Annotated in this window: 32 protein-coding genes; 9 read left to right on the forward strand and 23 right to left on the reverse strand. The window is 42.3% G+C overall.

Features of this window, described 5'->3' with window-relative positions; genetic code table 11:
- Nucleotides 1-23: 23 nt before the first annotated feature.
- The 3 genes from Q3A68_RS14300 to Q3A68_RS14310 all read right to left on the reverse strand — a co-directional run bounded on the left by Q3A68_RS14300 (nt 24) and on the right by Q3A68_RS14310 (nt 3336).
- A complete protein-coding gene (locus tag Q3A68_RS14300; RefSeq protein ID WP_302901784.1) occupies nt 24-1136 on the reverse strand; it encodes a M42 family metallopeptidase in 1113 nt (370 codons plus the stop codon).
- A gap of 197 nt (nt 1137-1333) precedes the next feature.
- On the reverse strand, nt 1334-1762 hold the full coding sequence (locus tag Q3A68_RS14305; protein WP_302901785.1) for a GNAT family N-acetyltransferase: 429 nt from the start codon (nt 1760-1762) through the stop codon (nt 1334-1336).
- Nucleotides 1763-1794: 32 nt separating this feature from the next.
- Nucleotides 1795-3336 carry an acyl-CoA carboxylase subunit beta gene (locus tag Q3A68_RS14310; RefSeq protein ID WP_302901786.1) on the reverse strand — a complete coding sequence of 514 codons (1542 nt, stop codon included), beginning with the start codon at nt 3334-3336 and terminating at the stop codon, nt 1795-1797.
- A gap of 107 nt (nt 3337-3443) precedes the next feature.
- Between Q3A68_RS14310 and Q3A68_RS14315 the strand changes: the two genes are divergently transcribed.
- The 5 genes from Q3A68_RS14315 to can (Q3A68_RS14335) all read left to right on the forward strand — a co-directional run bounded on the left by Q3A68_RS14315 (nt 3444) and on the right by can (Q3A68_RS14335) (nt 7729).
- Nucleotides 3444-3776 (forward strand): hypothetical protein, encoded by a 333-nt coding sequence (locus Q3A68_RS14315; RefSeq protein ID WP_302901787.1) that lies wholly within the window; start codon nt 3444-3446, stop codon nt 3774-3776.
- Nucleotides 3777-3840: 64 nt separating this feature from the next.
- A complete protein-coding gene (locus tag Q3A68_RS14320) occupies nt 3841-5526 on the forward strand; it encodes a SulP family inorganic anion transporter (RefSeq protein ID WP_302901788.1) in 1686 nt (561 codons plus the stop codon).
- Nucleotides 5453-6172 carry a carbonate dehydratase gene (gene can, locus Q3A68_RS14325; RefSeq protein ID WP_302901789.1) on the forward strand — a complete coding sequence of 240 codons (720 nt, stop codon included), beginning with the start codon at nt 5453-5455 and terminating at the stop codon, nt 6170-6172. The genes Q3A68_RS14320 and can (Q3A68_RS14325) overlap by 74 nt, the downstream gene beginning before the upstream one ends.
- A 127-nt stretch (nt 6173-6299) precedes the next feature.
- Entirely contained in the window at nt 6300-7040 is a 741-nt protein-coding gene (locus Q3A68_RS14330) for a YoaK family protein (RefSeq protein ID WP_302901790.1), read from the forward strand.
- Between the two features lie 29 nt (nt 7041-7069).
- On the forward strand, nt 7070-7729 hold the full coding sequence (gene can, locus Q3A68_RS14335; protein ID WP_302901791.1) for a carbonate dehydratase: 660 nt from the start codon (nt 7070-7072) through the stop codon (nt 7727-7729).
- Between the two features lie 68 nt (nt 7730-7797).
- Here can (Q3A68_RS14335) and pruA read toward each other — a convergent pair whose 3' ends face one another.
- Nucleotides 7798-9435, reverse strand: a complete 1638-nt coding sequence (gene pruA, locus Q3A68_RS14340; protein ID WP_302901792.1) for an L-glutamate gamma-semialdehyde dehydrogenase — start codon at nt 9433-9435, stop codon at nt 7798-7800.
- A gap of 319 nt (nt 9436-9754) precedes the next feature.
- Between pruA and Q3A68_RS14345 the strand changes: the two genes are divergently transcribed.
- The 4 genes from Q3A68_RS14345 (at nt 9755) to Q3A68_RS14360 (ending at nt 11880) form a co-directional block, all read left to right on the forward strand.
- Nucleotides 9755-10087: a hypothetical protein gene (locus tag Q3A68_RS14345; RefSeq protein WP_302901793.1), complete on the forward strand. Its 333-nt coding sequence runs from the start codon at nt 9755-9757 to the stop codon at nt 10085-10087.
- 180 nt (nt 10088-10267) lie between these two features.
- Nucleotides 10268-10717, forward strand: a complete 450-nt coding sequence (locus tag Q3A68_RS14350; protein ID WP_302901794.1) for a hypothetical protein — start codon at nt 10268-10270, stop codon at nt 10715-10717.
- Nucleotides 10718-10775: 58 nt separating this feature from the next.
- Complete coding sequence (locus Q3A68_RS14355; protein ID WP_302901795.1) at nt 10776-11228, forward strand: hypothetical protein; 453 nt, start codon at nt 10776-10778, stop codon at nt 11226-11228.
- Nucleotides 11229-11406: 178 nt separating this feature from the next.
- Entirely contained in the window at nt 11407-11880 is a 474-nt protein-coding gene (locus Q3A68_RS14360; RefSeq protein WP_302901796.1) for a methyltransferase family protein, read from the forward strand.
- 91 nt (nt 11881-11971) lie between these two features.
- On the opposite strand, the gene rplQ is transcribed toward Q3A68_RS14360, so the two are convergent.
- The 19 genes from rplQ to rplN all read right to left on the reverse strand — a co-directional run bounded on the left by rplQ (nt 11972) and on the right by rplN (nt 22359).
- Nucleotides 11972-12565, reverse strand: a complete 594-nt coding sequence (gene rplQ / locus Q3A68_RS14365; protein WP_302901797.1) for a 50S ribosomal protein L17 — start codon at nt 12563-12565, stop codon at nt 11972-11974.
- Between the two features lie 225 nt (nt 12566-12790).
- Complete coding sequence (locus tag Q3A68_RS14370; protein WP_302901798.1) at nt 12791-13783, reverse strand: DNA-directed RNA polymerase subunit alpha; 993 nt, start codon at nt 13781-13783, stop codon at nt 12791-12793.
- Nucleotides 13784-13957: 174 nt separating this feature from the next.
- The gene (gene rpsD / locus Q3A68_RS14375; RefSeq protein WP_302901799.1) at nt 13958-14566 is read right to left on the reverse strand and encodes a 30S ribosomal protein S4; all 609 of its coding nucleotides are present in this window, start codon (nt 14564-14566) and stop codon (nt 13958-13960) included.
- Nucleotides 14567-14631: 65 nt separating this feature from the next.
- Nucleotides 14632-15021: a 30S ribosomal protein S11 gene (gene rpsK / locus Q3A68_RS14380; protein WP_302901800.1), complete on the reverse strand. Its 390-nt coding sequence runs from the start codon at nt 15019-15021 to the stop codon at nt 14632-14634.
- A gap of 152 nt (nt 15022-15173) precedes the next feature.
- Nucleotides 15174-15551: a 30S ribosomal protein S13 gene (gene rpsM / locus Q3A68_RS14385; protein ID WP_302901801.1), complete on the reverse strand. Its 378-nt coding sequence runs from the start codon at nt 15549-15551 to the stop codon at nt 15174-15176.
- A gap of 71 nt (nt 15552-15622) precedes the next feature.
- Entirely contained in the window at nt 15623-15739 is a 117-nt protein-coding gene (gene ykgO, locus Q3A68_RS14390; protein ID WP_022833269.1) for a type B 50S ribosomal protein L36, read from the reverse strand.
- A gap of 7 nt (nt 15740-15746) precedes the next feature.
- Nucleotides 15747-15965, reverse strand: coding sequence for a translation initiation factor IF-1 (gene infA, locus Q3A68_RS14395; RefSeq protein WP_022833270.1), 219 nt, complete (start codon nt 15963-15965; stop codon nt 15747-15749).
- A 68-nt stretch (nt 15966-16033) separates the two neighbouring features.
- A complete protein-coding gene (gene map / locus Q3A68_RS14400) occupies nt 16034-16822 on the reverse strand; it encodes a type I methionyl aminopeptidase (protein WP_302901802.1) in 789 nt (262 codons plus the stop codon).
- A gap of 9 nt (nt 16823-16831) precedes the next feature.
- Nucleotides 16832-18181 (reverse strand): preprotein translocase subunit SecY, encoded by a 1350-nt coding sequence (gene secY / locus Q3A68_RS14405; protein WP_302901803.1) that lies wholly within the window; start codon nt 18179-18181, stop codon nt 16832-16834.
- A 6-nt stretch (nt 18182-18187) separates the two neighbouring features.
- Entirely contained in the window at nt 18188-18634 is a 447-nt protein-coding gene (rplO, locus tag Q3A68_RS14410; protein WP_302901804.1) for a 50S ribosomal protein L15, read from the reverse strand.
- Between the two features lie 4 nt (nt 18635-18638).
- Nucleotides 18639-18818 (reverse strand): 50S ribosomal protein L30, encoded by a 180-nt coding sequence (gene rpmD, locus Q3A68_RS14415; protein ID WP_228080007.1) that lies wholly within the window; start codon nt 18816-18818, stop codon nt 18639-18641.
- 5 nt (nt 18819-18823) lie between these two features.
- Nucleotides 18824-19342, reverse strand: coding sequence for a 30S ribosomal protein S5 (gene rpsE, locus Q3A68_RS14420; RefSeq protein ID WP_368045680.1), 519 nt, complete (start codon nt 19340-19342; stop codon nt 18824-18826).
- Nucleotides 19343-19354: 12 nt separating this feature from the next.
- The gene (gene rplR, locus Q3A68_RS14425) at nt 19355-19705 is read right to left on the reverse strand and encodes a 50S ribosomal protein L18 (RefSeq protein ID WP_302901805.1); all 351 of its coding nucleotides are present in this window, start codon (nt 19703-19705) and stop codon (nt 19355-19357) included.
- A gap of 5 nt (nt 19706-19710) precedes the next feature.
- Nucleotides 19711-20268 (reverse strand): 50S ribosomal protein L6, encoded by a 558-nt coding sequence (gene rplF / locus Q3A68_RS14430; RefSeq protein WP_302901806.1) that lies wholly within the window; start codon nt 20266-20268, stop codon nt 19711-19713.
- Nucleotides 20269-20290: 22 nt separating this feature from the next.
- Complete coding sequence (rpsH, locus tag Q3A68_RS14435; RefSeq protein WP_368045681.1) at nt 20291-20689, reverse strand: 30S ribosomal protein S8; 399 nt, start codon at nt 20687-20689, stop codon at nt 20291-20293.
- Nucleotides 20690-20809: 120 nt separating this feature from the next.
- Nucleotides 20810-21079 carry a 30S ribosomal protein S14 gene (gene rpsN / locus Q3A68_RS14440; protein ID WP_302901807.1) on the reverse strand — a complete coding sequence of 90 codons (270 nt, stop codon included), beginning with the start codon at nt 21077-21079 and terminating at the stop codon, nt 20810-20812.
- Nucleotides 21079-21645 (reverse strand): 50S ribosomal protein L5, encoded by a 567-nt coding sequence (gene rplE, locus Q3A68_RS14445; protein WP_302901808.1) that lies wholly within the window; start codon nt 21643-21645, stop codon nt 21079-21081. The genes rpsN and rplE overlap by 1 nt, the downstream gene beginning before the upstream one ends.
- On the reverse strand, nt 21645-21989 hold the full coding sequence (gene rplX, locus Q3A68_RS14450) for a 50S ribosomal protein L24 (protein WP_302901809.1): 345 nt from the start codon (nt 21987-21989) through the stop codon (nt 21645-21647). Before rplX ends, rplE begins: the two co-directional genes overlap by 1 nt.
- A 1-nt stretch (nt 21990) precedes the next feature.
- Nucleotides 21991-22359 (reverse strand): 50S ribosomal protein L14, encoded by a 369-nt coding sequence (gene rplN / locus Q3A68_RS14455; RefSeq protein WP_066006038.1) that lies wholly within the window; start codon nt 22357-22359, stop codon nt 21991-21993.
- Nucleotide 22360 lies beyond the last annotated feature (1 nt).

Consider the following 22360-nt stretch of genomic DNA (forward strand, 5'->3'; position numbering starts at 1 on the left):
CAAGTTTACAATTATTTTGAAATTTATTTTATATACCTGAAATCCTGCCCGTCTTTCACATTCAACAGTACCTCGTATATCAGTCGTATTACATTGTCCACATCTTCCTTGTGTATCATCTCAACTGTGGTATGCATATAACGCAATGGCAACGAGATCAATGCAGATGGAACCCCATCATTGGAATAAGCAAAAGCGTCCGTATCAGTGCCTGTTGAGCGCGATGATGCCTGGCGCTGGAATGGAATACCCCCTTTATGAGCTGATTCGATCAGCAGTTTATTTACATTATTCTGTACGGCCGGAGCATATGACACTACCGGACCTTTACCACAAGCCAGATCGCCCTGGGTAATTTTGCTTATCATTGGGGTTTGGGTATCGTGAGTAACATCAGTCACAATAGCCAGGTTAGGTTTAATATGGTGAGCGATCATCTCTGCACCACGCAAACCGATCTCCTCTTGCACTGCATTAACGATATATAAACCGAATGGCAGTTTCTTCTTGTTCTCTTTCAGTAAACGCGCTACTTCAGCTATCATAAAGCCCCCTGCACGATTGTCCAGCGCACGACCAACATAGTAACGATCGTTTAACACCATAAACTCATCTTCATAAGTGATCACGCAACCAACGTGAATGCCCAGGTTCTCAACTTCTTCTTTAGTAGTGCAACCGCAATCCAGGAAGATATTCTTTAACGTCGGTGCTTCTTCTTTTTCACCGGAACGGGTATGAATAGCAGGCCAACCGAATACCGCTTTAACGATGCCATTGTCAGTATGAATGTTTACACGTTTTGACGGTGCGATCTGGTGGTCAGAGCCGCCATTACGGATTACGTAGATCAATCCGTCACTGGTAATGTAGTTTACAAACCACGAAATCTCATCCGCGTGAGCCTCGATCACTACTTTGTATTTGGCTTTCGGATTGATGATACCTACTGCGGTACCATAATTATCTACATAATGTTCGTCGATGTAAGGCTTAATATATTCCAGCCATAATTTCTGACCTTTTGCTTCAAATCCTGTTGGAGAGGGGTTGTTGATATATTTCTCGAAAAAAGCCAGCGAGGTTTTATTTACTACTTCTACATGCGGCTTTTTTTCAGCTTTCTTTTTAGACATAAACTGATGATTTGGGACTGTTTTTTAATCGATAATGGCAAATATAGTAAAGCTTAAGACAATGACGTATGTTAACAAATTTTAGTGGTATTCTTGATTAATTGTTACTGTGTTAACATTGTGTTTATCTGATGTTACTTACTTTGTTGTGAGTAATTTTTTTTCAATATTAGTTTAGTTGATTGAGGATCAGCCTGCTATGCAGCAGGCTGTTTTTTTATTTGCTTCTCTAGTATCTCGTAATCAAAACCATTTTTAGAAAAGAGCTTGCCGGTATGCTCATACCCGGCTTTCATATAAAAACCGATAGCTGACACCCGCGCATTACACCATATCATTGCACCCCCTTCTGATTCAGCAAACTCTTCAACGCGCTGTAACAAAGCATTACCGATACCCATTTTCTGATATTCGGATAATACCGCCAATTTCCTGAATTGAAAGGATCTGTCTGTTTGAAATAAGGAAATAATACCAACAAGCTTATTATCTGTGAATGCCCCGAAGTGGATCCCCTCCTGATCTTCATCCAACTCCATCTCATATAATTTTTGAGCAGGGTACAATACTTGCTGCCGTAATCGCCAGGTCAGTTCAGGACGAATTTGTTCTATTGAAAGGTTCATTAAATCCGAAATTGAAAATTCGAAATCCGAAATCACAATGGGATATTTCCATGCTTTTTCCTCGGATTATTCACCACTTTATTCTCCAGCATTTTAAAAGCGTGGATCAATTTGATGCGTGTTTCGGCAGGGTCGATCACTTCATCGATAAAGCCACGTTCGGCCGCACGGTATGGATTGGCAAATATGTCGGAGTACTTTTGTTCCATCTCCAGCCATTTTGATTCCTTGTCATGTGCAGCATTGATTTCTCGCTTGAAGATGATCTCCGCAGCTCCTTTGGCGCCCATTACTGCGATTTCAGCCGATGGCCAGGCATAGTTCATATCCGCCCCGATATGTTTGGAGTTCATCACATCATAGGCACCGCCATAAGCTTTGCGGGTAATAACTGTGATACGCGGTACGGTCGCTTCACAAAACGCATACAATAGTTTAGCGCCGTTGGTGATGATGGCATTCCATTCCTGATCAGTACCGGGTAAAAAGCCGGGCACATCTTCAAATACCAACAGAGGGATATTAAAACTATCGCAAAAGCGCACAAAGCGAGCCCCTTTTGTGGATGAATGAATATCCAGCACCCCGGCCAAAAATGCAGGCTGATTGGCCACGATACCAATACTCCTGCCCGCTAAACGAGCAAAGCCAACAACTATATTTTCGGCAAAACCTTTATGCACTTCCAAAAAGGAATCGGTATCGATTACCTTGTTGATCACATCACGCATATCATACGGTTGCGAGGCATTCTCCGGCATCAAGTCAGCAAGTTCAGGACGTAATTCATCTTTACTTTCATAGGCAACTGATGGTGCCCTTTCCTCACAATTTTGCGGCATGTAGCTCAACAACATTTTAATATGCTGTATAGCCTCTATCTCATTAATACACGCAAAATGTGTAACACCCGATTTGGTAGCATGCGTATCCGCTCCGCCCAATTCTTCGGACGTCACTACCTCGTGCGTAACAGTTTTTACCACATTTGGACCGGTAACAAACATATACGAGGTATTCTCCACCATCAATATAAAATCGGTAATGGCTGGCGAATATACTGCCCCGCCTGCGCAAGGACCCATAATGGCTGATATTTGCGGCACTACCCCCGATGCCATCGTGTTACGGTAAAAAATATCAGCGTAGCCCCCCAACGACACTACGCCTTCCTGTATCCTTGCTCCGCCTGAGTCGTTCAGTCCAACAACCGGGGCACCGTTCTTCATCGCCAGATCCATTATCTTGCATATCTTCTCTGCATGAGTTTCCGAAAGTGAACCGCCAAAAACTGTAAAATCTTGTGAAAAAACGTAAACGAATCGACCATTGATGGTTCCATAGCCCGTCACAACGCCATCGCCAGGATATATTTCTTTTTCCATCCCGAAGTCGGTGGAACGATGAGTAACCAGCATCCCTATCTCCTGAAACGAGCCGTCATCCAGCAAAAAGTGGAGCCGTTCCCGTGCCGTTAATTTGCCTTTTTTATGCTGACTTTCTATCCGCGCATGACCGCCGCCTAACTGGGCCTGTTCGCGTTTATGTTTTAGTACTTTAAGTTTTTTGTTCACAATCCGGTTTATGATGCTACACGCTAAAAATAGTAATTAAATTGTAAGATTATCGTTTTATTACCTCCCGGGGACGCATATTCCGGGAAATTCCTATTTTTGCAGCGATGAGGTCAAAGGACTTTAAAATATTGGTGAGCTTAATATTTCTCTTCATCTTCACGATAAAGATGGGTATTTCGCTTGCGCCATTATTTTCCTCCATAGACTCAAAGACTGCCGCCGCAGTTATTATGCAACTAGAGCAGGAAACAAAAGCCGATAAGGACGATCTGAGCAAGGACACCCTTAAAGAGAAGAAAGTTTTTGACGACCAACTATTGATCTCATTCGAGCACCAGCACTATATCATTGAACTGAACGTGCTTTATAACCTGGAGAAGTCGCTCTATATCCAGACTTACCACCCGGTTGTTCCCACCCCACCCCCGAACGCTTAAATGAATCCACCGCGTATCATCGCGCCATAATAGTTCATTTAAAGTTTAATCAAATTCATTTTCTATGCAAATAAAACAAGATGGGATGGCTATGGGCAGTCTTAATCTCAAAAAATATTTCTTATCAAAAAATCTGAAGAAGGATATTCCTTCGAGTATAGTTGTGTTCCTGGTGGCGCTACCCCTTTGTCTTGGCATTGCCCTGGCATCGGGTGCCCCCTTGTTTGCCGGCATATTAACAGGTATCATTGGCGGCATCGTGGTTGGCATGCTAAGCGGGTCGCAATTAAGTGTGGCCGGACCTGCTGCGGGGCTAACTGTCATCGTGCTTAATGCCATTACCGGGCTCGGATCATACGAGGTATTTTTACTGAGTGTGGTGTTGGCAGGGCTTATACAGATAGCGCTTGGGATCATTAAAGCCGGAACGATAGCCAACTATTTTCCTTCTGCGGTAATAGAAGGCATGCTGGCAGCCATCGGAATTATACTGATAATGAAACAGCTACCTCATGCCGTGGGTTACGACGCCGATTTTGAAGGCGACGAAGGTTTCCGGCAGGCGGACGAGAGCAATACTTTTTCAGGATTTTTCGCTGCGCTATCCCGTATTAATTACGGGGCAGTAATCATCAGTGTGGTTTCCTTACTGCTAATGATCTACTGGCCAAAAGTGAAAAAACTAGCTATAATACCCGCGCCGTTATTGGTAGTGGTTGCTGGCATTGGTTTAAGCTTTTTATTTGACGGAGGTTCCTTTGGATTGAAGGATAAGCAACTGGTAAATCTTCCCGTTGTAGGCAGCATAGGAGAATTTTTTGGCCTATTTAAAAGCCCTGATTTTTCATCCATTGGCAACAAACAAGTTTGGATAACAGCAGTCACCATAGCCATAGTAGCCAGCCTGGAAACCCTGCTATGCATTGAAGCCGCAGACAAGATCGATCCGATAAAGCGGATCACCCCCACCAACCGCGAATTAGTTGCCCAGGGTGCGGGTAACCTGGTAAGCGGGCTGCTCGGTGGTTTACCTTTGACGGCAGTTATCGTACGCTCTTCCGCCAACATCAATGCAGGTGCACGAACCAAAATGAGCGCTATTTTACATGGGGCATTCCTACTGCTATCGCTGCTGCTTATTCCAGCGCTTATCAATCATATTCCGCTGTCGTGCCTGGCATCCATCCTTTTAATCACGGGCTACAAATTGGCACGAATAAGCTTGTTTAAACACATGTGGCATAAAGGCCTCGATCAGTTTATACCATTTGTAGTCACCATTATTGCGGTGGTGCTGACTGACCTATTGATTGGCGTGGGCATCGGTATGCTGGTGGGCATATTTTATATCCTCCGCACCAATTTACGTAACCCCTACTTCTACCATATTGACGAAAGCGGCGACAAAAAAGTTATCCGTATCCGGCTTGCTGAAGAGGTTTCATTTTTAAATAAAGCCGCTATACAAGTTACCCTCACCAATCTGCCAAAAGGCTCCGAGGTAATCATAGACGGCGCCCACTCCAGGTTCATTGACCCGGATGTGCTGGAGATCATTAACAATTTTAAGAACAATGCCTATACAAAAGGCATAACAGTAAGGCTCGAACACATACGTGAAACCTATGATGTGCCGCGCCTTAAAGAAGTAATTTATAACATAAATCATCAAGATCATGAAAACAGAAAATCAGAAGAACGACATAAGACCAGTAATCACAACAGAAAAAGCGAAACTTACGTTAGCTGAAAGTTATAAGGCCCTGCTATCAGGCAACCGTGAATGGGTAGATCAACGGGTTAAAGAAGACCCTGACTACTTCAAAAAACTTTCACAGGGGCAGAGCCCGGAGGTATTGTGGATAGGCTGCTCAGACAGTCGCGTACCGGCCAACCAGATTACCGGCACCAAACCGGGCGAAGTGTTTGTTCACCGCAATATTGCCAATGTATGCGTTCATTCAGACATGAATATGCTCAGTGTGCTCGACTATGCTGTAAACGTATTGAAAGTAAAACATGTGATCGTAGCCGGACACTACGGCTGCGGGGGCGTAGCAGCAGCGTTGAGCAATAAACAGTTCGGGCTGATTGATAACTGGCTACGCCATATTAAGGACGTTTACCGGCTGTACAGCCATGAACTTGACCGCATCAGCGATACACAGCTTCGGGTGAACCGCCTGGTGGAATTGAATGTGATAGAGCAGGCTTATAATCTTTGTAAAACTACCATCATACAAAATGCGTGGAAAGAACGCAGTGACCTGGAAGTTCATGGCTGGGTAATTGATATCGGTACCGGCCTGGTGAAAGATCTGAAGGTAAGTAGCAACGACCCGCAAAAGTTGGGATACGTTTACGAACTGGACGTAGAGCTTGCCGGGGCTCATTAAAACCGGCATGTTAAATTAAATTTCGGTCCCGGTTGCTTAAAATGCAGCCGGGATTTTTTTATGGCCGCACCAGGAATATAATTTTTTACTTTTGCAGCGGTTGTATTTAAAAGCAATCGCTAAACTTATGCTAAGGGTATCAAAAGAAAAACGCACCCTTAAAGAAAACCTGATGCTGGCCTCATCTACAGCCTTTGTATCAGGTGCTACTAATGTAGCAGGGTTTATTGCATTTCTGGCCTTCACCACGAATATCACGGGACATGTGGCTACGCTTGCGCGTCATGTTGCCGAAAATAACTGGCACGAGATGATACTTTTCCTGATCTGGCTGCTATTGTTTTTTATGGGAGCATTCGTATCCAATTTTCTGATACGATCAGCATGGAATAAAAGCACTTACTGGGCTCACTCACAGCCGATAGTCCTCGAAATTGTTATTCTGTTATTTGTTGCCGTTTATGGTGATAAATTTTATGCCGAATCTCAAACCGAACGCGAGATCATTATTGGTGCCATTATATTTTCAATGGGGCTGCAAAACAGCATGGTTTCTACCGTATCGGGCGGGCTGATCAAATCATCGCACTTAACCGGTTTATTCACCGACCTGGGCAGCGATGTATCCGAATGGCTGCACCCCTTGTCAAAAAAGAAAGAAATTGTAAAACACCGTATATATGTTCGGTTAACCATACTTACTTTTTATTTTTTAGGAGGGCTGGCCGGAGGTTATTTTTTTAATGCGTATGGTTTTGTGGTATTTTACTTTATCCCCGTAATTTTACTTACCATATTATATTACGACCTTTCAGATGTCGCATTACATAAACTGATGCGTCTATTCTCATCACCCAAAAAAATATAAATTTGCAGCCGAAATAATAGATCAACCCCATGTGCGCCAAAAACAAAACTCACGACACCAGTCATATTACTTATCAGGGCCTGCTTGATGGCAACGAGAAATTCATCAAAAATGCCCTGGCAAACGACCCTGATTTTTTTAACAAACTGGCTGTGCAAAATCCGCCTGTGCTTTGGATAGGTTGTGCCGATAGCCGTGTTCCTGCTAACCAGATCACCAATACCAATCCGGGAGAGATATTCGTGCACCGTAATATCGCCAACATGGTGATCCATACGGATATGAACATGCTTTCGGTATTAGACTATGCCGTAAACGTACTTCATGTAAAACACGTGATCGTAACAGGCCACTATGGCTGCGGTGGTGTACTTGCAGCTATGAGTAACAAAGAATTTGGATTGATAGACAACTGGCTTCGTCACATTAAAGATGTGTACCGTATCCACGCTAAGGAACTGGATGCAATCAGTGACGAAAGTGAACGAGCAAGTCGTCTTGTTGAGTTGAATGTGATAGAAAACGTTTACAATCTATGCAAAACATCCATCGTACAAAACGCCTGGAAAAACGGCCAGGAGCTAAACGTTCATGGCTGGGTTTATAGCCTCGCCACCGGAAAGATAAATGACATGAAAGTAAGCACCAGCAATAATGACAAGCTGGATAATGTGTTTAAGTTTAAATAGATCGTAGTTGATGGTTCATAGTTCATGGCAGATTTTACTATGAACTATGAACCATTCGATATCAACTCTTACAGTTCTTTCCGCAAAAACGGATATCTGTAATCCTTCGGCGGATCAAAAGTTTCCTTAATCGTACGCGGCGATACCCAGCGCAGCAGGTTGATCATTGAACCGGCTTTATCATTTGTACCCGATCCTCTTGCACCGCCAAATGGTTGCTGACCAACTACCGCACCTGTCGGTTTGTCGTTGATATAAAAGTTACCCGCCGCATTGCGCAAACGTTGTGTCGCTTCAGCAATGGCATAACGGTCCTGCGAAATAATTGAACCTGTAAGCGCGTAGATTGAAGTTTTATCTACAATGTCGATCACCTTACTGAAATCTTTATCCTCGTAAACATAAATGCTTAGTACAGGCCCAAAGAGTTCTTCACACATCGTTACATAGAACGGGTCATCTACGCGGAGAACCGTCGGCTCTATGAACCAGCCATTGGTTTTATCGTATTTACCACCTGTTACCAGTTCTACGCTGATATCAGTTTTAGCTTCGTCGATATACTTTGCAAGTTTATCAAATGAGGTCTCTGTAATTACTGCATTAATAAAGTTTTCGAAATCTTCAGTCGGGCCTATTTTAAAGCTGGCCACATCACGCTGAATATTTTCTTTTACCGCAGGCCACAGTGACTTAGGAATATAAGCCCTCGAAGCCGCAGAACACTTTTGTCCCTGGTATTCAAATGCGCCACGAACCAATGCAGTGCTCACTACATCAGCGTCGGCACTTGGGTGAGCCAGTACAAAGTCCTTACCACCTGTTTCGCCAACAATGCGTGGGTAGGTTTTATATTTATGAATGTTCGTACCGATAGTTTGCCAGATGTTCTGGAACACTTTGGTTGATCCGGTAAAGTGGATACCTGCAAAATCAGGATGGTTAAATATCACTTCGCCCGCAACAGGGCCATCAACATAAATCAGGTTGATCACACCGTCGGGAACGCCCGCTTCTTTAAATACCTTCATGATCACATTAGCGGCGTAGATCTGCGGATAAGCAGGCTTCCAAACTACCACGTTACCCATCATCGCAGCTGAAGAAGGTAGGTTACCAGCAATAGCAGTAAAGTTGAATGGTGTCAATGCAAATACAAAGCCTTCCAGCGGGCGTTGTTCTAACCTGTTCCAAACGCCTTTACCTGAAATTGGTGGCTGCTGCTGGTATATTTCAGTCATGTAAGACACGTTGAAACGCAGGAAATCGATCAGCTCACAAGCCGAATCGATCTCAGCCTGGTAAGCATTTTTCGACTGCCCCAGCATCGTAGCTGCATTGATCTCGGCACGGTAAGGGCCCGCGAGCAGATCGGCAGCTTTTAAAAAGATGGCGGCACGTTGTTCCCATGCCAACTCTTCCCAGGCAGTTTTTGCAGCCAAAGCAGCGTCAATAGCGGCATTAACATGACTTGCATCGCCTTCAGAAAAAGTAGCCAGCAAATGTTTATGATCGTGCGGCGGACGGATCTCCAACTTTTGGTTGGTACGAACCTCTTTCCCGCCGATATACATCGGAATATCAATTTGTTTTGAGCGCGCGTCTTCCAGAGCGGCTTTCAGGGTAGCACGTTCTACACTGCGCGGGCCATAATTTAAAACAGGCTCGTTCTGCGGTGCAGGCACGTTAAAAAATCCTTTGAGCATAGGTGTTAATTATTGAGTGCGCAAAGATAAGGGTTAATGTGCAGATGTGCGAATATGCAGATGTGCAAATGCGTTTTCTGACTTTCATCTGAAACACAATTCATTGCACCATTTACCTATTGCAAGTTGATCATTATTAATAATTAGTTTAAATTTTTTATTACTAAAATAACAATTGCCGAATTAAAAAAGCAGATGTAACGCCTGTGGAAACTTACATTTTTGTGCATCTTTTTTTCAGCTCTCCCGTATAAGATTCTCACGGATGTAGATAAACGTCCTAACACGCACGCTATTAATCAATAAAAGGAACACGGCTATGTCGAAACCAGAGGATATTTACAAAGAATACAGGGAACTGGTATTAAAGAAATCTGAAGAAGCGATCAACGGGCAAAAATTCTCATTTCTGTTTACGTCGGAAAAGGAAGGGACATTTACCCTCACCAATAACGAAACCAAGGATATGATAGGCGGCACATTTAAGCTAAGCGTGAACAATGATGGCCTGAACATCCTGATGGATTATAAAGGGTTCTATATCACACAGACATTAAAGATCGACAAAAAAGAAAGTACTATTGTACGCGAGCCAAACAGTGGCAAAGTTTTTTTGACCGGCCATAAACTGGACATGAAGGAAGGTAAATAAAGGCCTTACTCCTATTCCTTTGTAGCATCAAATACACAATTTTACTGGAAAAAATTCCACAAAATCAATCTTATTTACTCAGTTAATTCTGATTAAGACCATAAAACGCCCAAATTGGGGCCGTGGCCGTGGTCTGTTCAATTATTCTTCGTGTGGTGCGGTTGTTGCCGTACCTTAAGCATGAAGAGTTTACCTATTATTCTGTTATTAGCTATTCTCTCGGTATCTGCCTTCGCACAGTTTCCGCTTGGCAGTACTATGCCCAAGATCAAATCTTACTTTAGCAGAAACGTACCTTACTCATTCGTCCAGGAATTCAGGGCTGATAATGGCGATACTGCTATTTGCTTTACCAAGTCAAAAGCGATAGGCGATTTCACATTCTATTTTGATCACAATGGAATATGCAAATCCTATGTGGTAACCTACGGCAAAGGGGATTTACATGAAGTAGAATCCATGCTCGATCATAAGTATTGCCATATCGGAACAACCCGCTGGGTATCTGAAGAAGGCAAATTTGATGTGGATGTGCAGCCGCCCGCAACCGGCGCAAATTATTTCAGCGTTATTTACACGACAGACCCGCTGATCACTACGCACGAGGACAATACTTTAGTAGCGAATTAAGCCACAATACCCCAACACGCTAAAAATCTTTTAAATTAGTGGTTTATTCAAACGCATTATGAGAAAGATATTTTTACTACTGTGCCTAGTGCTATTTTTTTGTGCCGGAAAAGTCAAGGCCCAGCAACAAACGCCGGCCGATATTTCCAAAAAATTCTTCGAGCTATACGCTACCAAACCAATGGATGCCATTGATCAGCTTTTCGCCGACGTGAAGAAGAACAAGCAGGTAAACGACGACATCACCGCCATCAAAAAGAACCTTAAAGCAACTATCGACCAGGACGGCGATTACTATGGTTACGAACTGATTACCGAAAAAGGAGTTGGTAATACTGTCAAACTTTTAAGCTACATCGTAAAGTACGATAAGCAGCCGGTGCGCTTCGTCTTTGTTTTCTACAAACCAAAAGATGCCTGGAAGATCTACACCTTTCAATTCAATACCAACTTGGATGATGAACTGAACAATGCTGCGGGGGTGGATTTGTTGAAGGAGAATAAGCAGTGAGGGTGTAATAGAAAGCTGATTTTAACATTTCTTCTTTTTTAAATAAGTTGTTAAGACCTCTTTAGAATAATAATACTCTGTTTGCAACCTCGCAACGACACAAAGTAGAACTAAATATATAAAAAAAGCGCAGGCCTGATTTATTAGTTACATTTGATTTAACCTGAAAATCAGCCTCATGGAAACGAAAAAAACTCATCCCGGCGTTTATGTCCCGCCGCCTGTTATTTACGCACTGATATTTTTATTTTCACTTTTGCTTCAAAAGCTGTTTCCAATTTCTGCGGTGTTTTTCAAAACTCAAATTGCGGCTGTTTTAGGCTACTTATTTGTGGCACTCAGTATAGTATTTAGCTTACCGGCAATCGTAAAATTTATAAGAAGTAAAAACACTTTGATCACCATAAAACCAGCAAATTCCCTGCAGACGGGTGGCGTATACGCTGTTACCCGCAACCCAATGTACTTAGGCCTTTTATTGTTATATACGGGCATTGCTTTTTTTGGAGGTAATTGGTGGACTTTTATTTTAATTCCTTTGGTTGTGCTAATTATTACCACTTACGTAATAGGACGAGAAGAAAAATACTTGTCAGATGCTTTTGGCCAGGATTATACCTCTTATAAAATCAAAGTGAGACGGTGGATATAATACCAAGCGCCAACTGGTCTAAAACAAAAAACGCCCCGCTCAAATGAGCAGGGCGTTTACAATATAAACGAATTGTCGTCTATTTATATTATTATTCGCCTTTTTCAGCGTTTTCTTCGTTAGCCGCTGGTGCTTCAGGAGTTTCTTCAGCAGCAGGAGCTTCTTCTACCGCTGGTGCAGATTCAGCTTTTGGCTCTTCAACTACTACTGCTTCTTCAACAGCAGCTTCAGCTTTTGGAGCAGCAGTTTTAGCACCACCTTTACCAGAACCACCACGACGACGGGTTGATTTCTTAGCAACAGCAGCACTGTCTTTAGTGTAAACAGTGTTGTAGTCTACCAATTCGATCAATGCCATTTCCGCGTTATCACCCAAACGGTTTTCCAGTTTGATGATACGGGTATAACCACCCGGACGGTTAGCAATCTTTTCAGCAACTTCGCGGAACAATACGTTCACGCTGTCTTTATCCTGCAAATAGCTAAATACTGTACGACGTGAGTGCGTAGTATCGCTTTTTGATTTAGTCAGTAATGGTTCTACATAAACGCGCAAAGCTTTTGCTTTTGCCAGTGTAGTAGTGATGCGCTTATGTATGATAAGCGAAGAGGCCATGTTTGCCATCATCGCCTTGCGATGACTGTCGGTGCGGCCTAAGTGGTTTACTTTTTTTCCGTGTCTCATTGTTTTTTGTTTTGTGGCACGTGCATACCGTCGGGCGGCGTTACCGTCAAGCCCTCGGAATTACGCGATGATAGATTTGAGATATTAGATGTGAGATATGAGATTTAACCTCTCACCGTTTTCGCAAACCCGGTATTTATTTATTTTTATTTTGATTTGAGTTTGAGATATAGAATTTAGACTGTCTGTCTCAAATCTCATATCTCAAATCTCACTTCTGAAGAATTACTCTTCATCTAATTTAAATTTCGACAGGTTCATACCAAAAGATAAGCCTTTTGATTTAACCAGGTCCTGAATTTCAGTCAGTGATTTTTTACCAAAGTTTCTGAACTTCAGCATATCTGCTACGTCGTAAGAAACCAGGTCAGCCAGGCTGCGGATATCAGCAGCTTTAAGGCAGTTCAAAGCACGTACTGAAAGATCAAGGTCAACCAGTTCGGTTTTCAGGATCTTGCGCATGTGCAGGATCTCTTCGTCAACTTCTTTGGTTTCTTCCTTAGCCTGAGCCTCCAGCATCATGTTCTCATCGCTGAACAACATAAAGTGCTGAATAAGAATCTTAGCTGCTTCTTTCAAAGCATCTTCAGGATGTATAGAGCCATCGGTAGCAATATCCAGAACTAATTTTTCATAGTCGGTTTTTTGCTCCACACGATAGTTTTCTATAGTGTATTTAACGTTCTTGATCGGTGTATAGATCGAATCGATAGCGATCACACCTACGTTAGCATCAGGATTTTTATTCTCTTCGCTTGAAATATAACCGCGACCTTTGTTGATGGTCAGCTCGATTTCAAGTGTTACTGATGAATCCATGTTACAGATAACCAGATCAGGGTTCAATACAGCGAAGTTATTTGAGAACTTGGTAATGTCACCGGCAGTAAAAGCGTCCTGACCATTTACGATCACGAATACTTTCTCACTATCGCCTGATTCACCTGTTTTCTTCAAACGAACTTGCTTTAAGTTCAGAATGATCTCGGTAACGTCCTCAACAACACCCTTAATGGTTGAAAACTCATGCGTAACTCCTGAAAAACGTACAGAAGTAACAGCATAACCTTCAAGAGATGAAAGTAAGATACGACGTAAAGCATTACCAATGGTTACACCAAAGCCTGGTTCTAATGGACGAAACTCGAACGTGCCATCAAAATCATTCGCTTTTTGCATGATAACCTTGTCTGGTTTTTGAAATGCTAAAATTGCCATTTATATCCTTTGTTTATTGTTTACTTGATTAAAGATTTGAGATATGAGATTTGAGCCGTGAGATTATTCTCCTTTTTCAAATCCTTATCTTAAACCACTTTTGCTTACATATGTTTGAAACTGAAATATGAGATTTGAAGTACTTCTCAAATCTCATATCTAAAATTTCAAATCTTATTTAGAGTACAACTCGACGATCAGGTTTTCCTTGATGTTTTCAGGAATCTCATCGCGGTTTGGATAGTTCAGGAATTTGCCTGTTAAGTTAGCAGCATCCCATTCTAACCAGCTGTATTTGTTGATCTTTCTGCCGGCAACTGAATTAGCAATTGCTTCCAGTGATTTTGATTTCTCACGAACTGAGATCACATCACCTGCTTTTAAGCTGTATGAAGCGATGTTTACTACTTCGCCGTTTACATTGATGTGTTTGTGGCCTACCAGCTGACGAGCTGCCGAACGTGTCGGAGCAATACCTAAACGGTAAACTGCATTATCCAAACGTGCTTCTAAGAATTTCAGCAAGTTCTCACCGGTGATACCTTCTTTAGCGGATGCACGGTGAAACAGGTTCTCGAACTGACGCTCTAATACACCGTAGGTGTATTTTACCTTTTGTTTCTCTTGCAGCTGAGTAGAGTACTCAGACTGTTTGCCTCTTCTTTTAGAGACACCATGCATACCCGGAGGGTAGTTTTTTCTTTCTAACGCCTTGTCCGGACCGAAGATTGGTTCACGGAACCTACGCGCGATTTTTGATTTTGGACCTGTATATCTAGCCATTTTGTTTGATTTAAAGTATCACGCAGCCCGCAGCCGGTGAATCTTAGCTTTAAAAATTTGGTTAATTAAACTCTTCTTCTTTTTGAAGGACGGCAACCGTTGTGCGGAAGTGGTGTAATGTCCTTAATGGTGGTAACTTCAATACCTGCAGTTTGCAAAGTACGGATAGCTGACTCGCGGCCTGCACCCGGACCTTTTACAAATACTTCAACCTTGCGTAAACCCAGATCGTAAGCTACTTTACCGCAATCGGCAGCAGCTTGTGAAGCAGCATAAGGAGTGTTCTTCTTTGAACCTTTGAAACCCATTTTACCTGCTGAAGACCATGAAATAGCCTGTCCGCTTTTGTTAGTTAGGGTAATGATGATGTTGTTAAAGGTAGCATTTACATGTGCTTCGCCAACCGGCTCAACAATCACAACGCGCTTTTTGGTAACTTTTTTAGTTTTAGCCATTTTTTTGAGGTTTGAGATATGAGATTTGAGATGTGAGACTTTAATACCTCATTTCAAATACATCAATATCCTTTTTATCTTTTTATCTTAATTTAAGATGACCGACCAGATATGTTTCTCATATCTCAAATCTCACATCTCAAATCTATTTATTACTTAGTAGCTTTTTTCTTGTTAGCGACAGTCTTACGTTTTCCTTTACGGGTACGTGAGTTGTTTTTGGTACGCTGACCACGCAAAGGCAATCCTTTACGGTGACGGGTACCGCGGTAGCAACCTATATCCATTAAACGTTTGATGTTAAGCTGCACTTCTGAACGTAATGCACCTTCAACTTTGATCTGATCGTTGATAATTCCACGGATAGCAGTTAACTGCTCATCGGTCCAGTCTTGAACTTTTGTATTGAAATCGATGCCAGCCTGGGTCAAAATGTCCTGGGCAGTTGAACGGCCAATACCATAAATGTAAGTAAGTCCGATCTCTCCTCTTTTGTTTTTTGGTAAATCAATACCTGAAATCCTTGCCATATTTATCGTTTGTTTTTAAATAACGACCGAACGGCGGCTACCGTTGTACGAATCGTTACAATATTTTTTAATTACCCCTGACGCTGTTTGAACTTAGGATTCTTTTTGTTGATCACATAAAGTTTCCCGTTACGACGGATGATCTTGCAATCAGCGCTACGTTTTTTAATGGATGCTCTAACTTTCATCTCTTTATTATTTATATCTATAGGTTATTCTACCCTTTGTTAAATCATATGGACTCATCTCCAGTTTTACTCTGTCGCCAGGTAAAATTTTGATGTAGTGCATACGCATTTTACCAGATATGTGTGCAATAATCTCATGACCATTTTCGAGTTCAACTCTGAACATTGCATTTGATAATGCCTCCCGAATTGTACCGTCTTGCTCAATCGAAGATTGTTTAGCCATATTTTACTGATTCTTACTTTATTATCCGCTTTAAAACCGGGTTGCAAAGATAAGCAATAATTTTCTAATTATTTAACTTTTTCTTGCAAAACTTCTTCTATCTCATCAAAGCTAGAAAGGATGTCTGCTTTCCCCTTTTGTACTGCTACCGTATGCTCATAATGCGCCGATGGTTTTTTGTCAACAGTTGATACCGTCCAGCCATCATCCCAAAACCTCACTCCTGCCCTGCCAGCATTAATCATCGGTTCAATCGCAATCACCATTCCTTCTTCCAACTTAATGCCTGCCCCCCGTTTGCCATAATTTGGCACTTCCGGTTTTTCGTGCAAATGCAAACCTACTCCGTGGCCAACCAGCTCTTTTACAACACCGAAGCCGTTCTTCTCAGCATGTTCCTGCACAGCATAACCGATATCGCCAATCCGCTGACCAACCACTGCCTTCTCGATACCAAGATAAAGGCATTCTTTCGTTACACGCATCAATTTTTTAGTCGTCTCATCTACCTCGCCGATGGCGAAAGTATAAGCTGAGTCACCATAGTATTTATTGAGAATTACACCACAATCAACCGACACAAGGTCACCTTCAACTAATACATGCTGACCAGGAAATCCGTGTACGATCTGATCATTCAGCGAGATACACAATGAATAAGGGAACCCACTATAGTTTAGGAAAGCAGGAACTCCGCCATTGTCGCGAATGAAAGTTTCGGCTAGTTTGTTTAATTCAATAGTCTTTATACCTGGCCGGATAACTTTTGCTATCTCGGCCAGGGTTTTGGAAACAAGTAAAGAGCTCTTTCTTATGAGTTCTATCTCTTCGACAGACTTATAATGGATCTTTGACATGTTATTAAATTAGATAACCGGCGGAGTCGATCCTGCCGACGTAGGTATACTGGTACGGCCAGTGATACGCCCGGTTTTCATCAAACCGTCGTAATGACGCATCAGCAGATGGCTTTCTATCTGTTGTAAAGTATCTAAAACCACACCCACAAGAATGATCAGCGACGTACCACCAAAGAATCTTGCAAAAACACCGCTAACACCCATCATAGTTACCAAAGCTGGAATGATAGCGATGATTGCCAGGAATACAGATCCTGGTAAAGTAATCTTTGAGATCACACCATCAATAAAATCAGCTGTTGATTTACCCGGTTTAACACCCGGAACAAATCCGCCATTCTTCTTCATATCCTCAGCCATCTGGTTAGGGTTAACCGTAATAGCTGTATAGAAATAAGTGAAGATGATGATCAGGAATGCGAACAATAAGTTATGCGCCCATGAGTTATAGTTAGCCAAAGCCATTACCACAGGATTAGTTCCTGTTGATGGGAAAAACTGAGGAATGGTAGCCGGAATGAACATCAATGCCTGGGCAAAGATGATAGGCATTACGCCTGCGGCATTTACTTTTAACGGGATATACTGGCGCACGCCACCATATTGTTTGTTACCGACAATACGTTTTGCATATTGCACTGCAATTTTTCTTGTCCCTTGAACAATCAGGATAGTGAACATCACTACGCCGATTAGGGCCACAATTTCTGCGATAAACGTAATCAAACCACCTTGTCCGTTGAGACGCTGGTCAAACTCACCGGCGAATGCACCTGGTAATTGGGCAATGATACCCACCATGATGATTAGGGAAATACCGTTACCGATACCTTTATCAGTAATTTTTTCGCCCAGCCACATTACGAATAATGTACCCGCGGTCAATACAAAGATCGACAGTACGTTGAATGCAAATACGCTCATAACCGGGCTGATCTGGTCAGTTTGGATTTGCGAGTGCACATAGCCGTAAGCTTGCAATGCGGTAATACCGATTGTCAGATAGCGGGTCCACTGGTTTAGCTTATTTCTGCCACTTTCACCTTCTTTTTGCAATTTGGTGAAATAAGGCACAGCTATACCCAGCAACTGCACAACGATAGACGCCGATATGTAAGGCATTACGCCTAACGCAAAAATAGAGGCACGTGAAAACGAACCTCCTGCGAACATATTCAGCAAGCCTACCAGCCCTTCTTTTGCTTTCTGCGTATTCAGGGATGCATAGTTTACACCGGGCAGAACCACGTATGATCCTATGCGGTATATTAAAAGAAATAAGAGTGTGTTAGTAATACGCACTCTTAAATCTTCGATTTTCCAAATATTGGATAATGTAGTGAATAATTTCTTCATTGAAATTTACAACTTTACAATAGTACCACCGGCGGCCTCAATAGCTTTTTGTGCTGTTGCAGAGAAAGCATGAGCCTTAACTTCCAACTTGGCTTTCAGCTCGCCACGGCCCAGGATTTTCACCAGGTCATTACGCGAAACTAAACCATGTTCTTTCAAAGTTGCAAAATCAATTGCAGAAACTTTATAATCGTCTACTAATTTTTGTAAAGCATCCAGGTTTACGCTTACATATTCCACACGGTTAGGGTTTTTGAAACCCACTTTTGGCAAGCGGCGCTGCAATGGCATCTGACCACCTTCAAAACCAACCTTAGTGCTTGTACCTGAACGTGAACCGGCTCCTTTGTGGCCACGAGTTGACGTGCCGCCACGGCCCGAACCTGTACCACGGCCAATTCTTTTACTATTCTTAGTAGAACCTTCTGCAGGTTTTAAGTTACTTAGATTCATGATATTAAATATTTTCTACCGCTACCAAATGATTAACTTTACGTACCATACCGATGATAGCCGGAGTAGCTTCTACTTCAACACTGTGGTTGATCTTTTTCAAGCCCAAAGCCTCAACAGTTTTTTTCTGGCGCTCACTTCTATCGATCACGCTCTTAATCTGGGTTATTTTGATCTTTGCCATGATGATTATCCGTTAAATACCTTTCCTAATTCAATTCCGCGGTGCTGAGCTACAGTAACAGCATCACGCATTTGTGATAATGCCGACACAGTTGCTTTAACCACGTTATGAGGGTTTGATGAACCTTTTGATTTTGCCAATACGTTGTGTACACCAGCAGACTCTAATACGGCACGCATCGCACCACCTGCAATTACACCGGTACCATTCGCAGCAGGTTTAATAAAAACAAAACCGCCTGAAAATTTACCATATTGTTCGTGAGGTACAGTACCATTGATGATAGGCACTTTTACCAGGTTCTTTTTAGCATCATCAATACCTTTAGCAATTGCCTCGGTAACCTCTTTCGCTTTACCTAAACCGTAACCTACAACACCGTGCTCATCACCTACTACTACGATAGCAGAGAAGCTGAAAGTACGGCCACCTTTGGTTACTTTGGCAACACGTTGTATGCTCACCAGGCGATCTTTCAATTCGATCTCGCTGGTTTTTACTCTTTTTATGTTGATTGTTGACATCTCTCTTTCCGATTAAAAGTTTAAACCGCCTTCACGTGCACCTTCAGCCAGTGATTTAACACGGCCATGATATAGGTAACCATTTCTATCAAAAACTACATCTTTGATACCTGCAGCAACTGCTTTAGCGGCAACTGCTTTGCCTACGGCAACAGATTGTTCTGATTTAGTTCCTTTTGCAGCAAAATCTTTTGATAAAGATGAAGCTGAAACGATAGTTTTACCGGTTACATCGTCAATGATCTGGGCATAAATACCTTTGTTGCTCCTGTACACTGACAAGCGCGGACGCTCTGAAGATCCTGAAAGTCTCTTTCTGATCCCCTTTTTAATTCTGTCTCTTCTTGATAATTTACCTGTCATGACGATTATTTTTTAGATGCTGATTTACCTGCTTTTCTTCTCAATTGTTCGCCAACAAACTTGATACCTTTACCTTTGTAAGGCTCTGGTGCACGCAGCGAGCGGATCTTCGCAGCTACCTGGCCGATCAATTGCTTGTCGATTGATTCTAAGATGATAGTAGGGTTTTTACCTTTCTCAGCAGTGGTTGTAACTTTAATTTCTTTAGGTAATTCAAACACATAATGGTGAGAGTAGCCTAAAACAAGGTCCAAAGTGTTACCGGTATTAGTAGCACGGTAGCCCACACCAACTAATTCCTGCTCTAATTTATAACCCTGGGTTACGCCAACAACCATATTATTTAAAAGTGCACGATATAAACCATGCAATGCTTTATGACGTTTCTGGTCAGAAGGACGTTGAACCAATAAATGGCCGTCTTCCTGCGCTACGGCGATATCGCTATCTACCGCCTGGTGCAATTCGCCTTTAGGTCCTTTTACAGTAACTACGTTTGCGTCAGATACGGTAATAGTAACTCCTGAAGGTATTGCTATAGGTGCTTTTCCTATTCTTGACATTAGTTAATTCCTCCTTTATTGATTAATAAACGTAGCACAATACCTCGCCGCCGATGTTTTGCTGACGGGCCTCTTTGTCGGTCATTACACCTTTTGAGGTTGACAAGATAGCGATACCTAAACCATTTAATACTCTCGGCAATGTAGCCGAACCTGCGTATTTTCTCAAACCTGGTTTACTGATGCGCGAGATGCTGCGGATAGCAGGAATTTTAGTTATCGGATGGTATTTCAAAGCTACCTTGATAGTACCTTGAGGACCATTGTCTTCAAACTTAAAATTGGCAATGTAACCTTTGTCGAAAAGCACTTTCGTGATTTCCTTCTTCAGATTTGATGCAGGAATTTCAACAACCCTATGGTTGGCTTTAATAGCATTCCTTACTCTTGTAAGATAATCTGCGATTGGATCTGTATTCATTATTTATTGTTTATGATGGTGGTATCCGTAGACCTGCCATCGATTAAAATTCTTTTTCGTTAAAAGTCAACGGTGAATAGTGAATTTTTATCGACCATTCATTATTGACTATTCACCTTCTTACCAAGAAGCTTTCTTCACCCCCGGTATCTTGCCTTCCAATGCCATTTCACGGAATGTTACACGTGAGATGCCGAACTGGCGCATATAACCACGCGGACGGCCGGTCAGTTTGCAACGGTTGTGCAATTTTACCGGAGATGCTGCTTTAGGCAATTTGTCTAATGCGGCATAATCGCCAGCGGCTTTAAGGGCTGCTCTTTTTTCAGCGTATTTAGCTACTAATTTCGCACGTTTTACTTCGCGTGCTTTTACACCTTCTTTAGCCATTATTTATTCTGATTTTTAAATGGTAAACCAAATTCTTTCAGCAGTTCCAATGCTTCAACATCATTGGTAGCGGAGGTTACAAAGGTAATATCCATACCCTGTATCTTGTTGATCTTGTCAATGTTGATTTCAGGGAAGATGATCTGCTCTGTAATACCCAGTGTATAGTTTCCGCGTCCGTCGAAACCTTTATCGTTGATACCTTTGAAGTCACGGATACGTGGCAAAGCAACAGCGATCAAACGATCAAGGAACTCATACATATTGTTATCGCGTAAAGTTACACGTACGCCTACCGGCATGTTTTTACGCAATTTAAAGTTAGAGATATCCTTCTTTGATTTTGAAGAAACCGCCTGCTGACCAGTAATAGTGCTCAGCTCATTGATCGTGTTCTCAATCAGCTTTTTATCAGTGGTCGCACCGCCAACACCCTGGTTGATCGCAATTTTCTCAAGTTTCGGAACCTGCATTACGCTTTTGTACTGAAATTTTTCTTTCAGCGCAGTGCGAATCTCGTCTTTATATTTTGACTTTAGTCTTGGAACGTATGTTGTAGTTGCCATTACTTAATTTCCTCCCCTGATTTTTTTGCTACCCTTACCAATTTACCTGCGGCATTTTTAGCTCTGCCTATGCGGGTTGGTTTACCTGATTTAGGGTCAACCACAGCCAGGTTTGAGATGTGTATAGCAGCTTCTTGTTTCACGATACCACCGTTAGGGTTGGTAGCGTTCGGCTTGGTATGTTTTGATACCATATTGGCACCTTCAACAATCGCACGGTTTTTATCAATTATTACTTCTAATACTTTACCTTGTGATCCTTTTGAATCGCCTGCAATAACCTGTACCAGGTCGCCCTTGCGGATCTTTAATTTAGCAGGTTTTGCATTTTGTTTCTTTTCCATGTTACAATACCTCCGGTGCTAATGATACAATTTTCATAAATTGTTTCTCGCGCAACTCTCTTGCAACAGGGCCAAAGATACGGGTACCTCTAGGCTCGTCCTGGTTATTTAACAAAACTGCTGCGTTGTCGTCGAAACGGATATATGAACCATCTTTCCGGCGAATTTCTTTCTTGGTTCTTACCACTACGGCCTTTGATACAGTACCTTTTTTAATGTTGCCTGACGGCAAAGCACTCTTTACTGTAACAACTATCTTATCGCCGATAGAAGCATATCTTTTGCCGGTACCGCCTAACACACGGATCACTAAAACTTCTTTAGCACCGCTGTTATCGGCTACGTTTAATCTTGATTCCTGTTGTACCATC

Origin of the sequence: Mucilaginibacter tolerans (assembly GCF_030519375.1) — a bacterium.
Taxonomy (GTDB): Bacteria; Bacteroidota; Bacteroidia; order Sphingobacteriales; family Sphingobacteriaceae; genus Mucilaginibacter.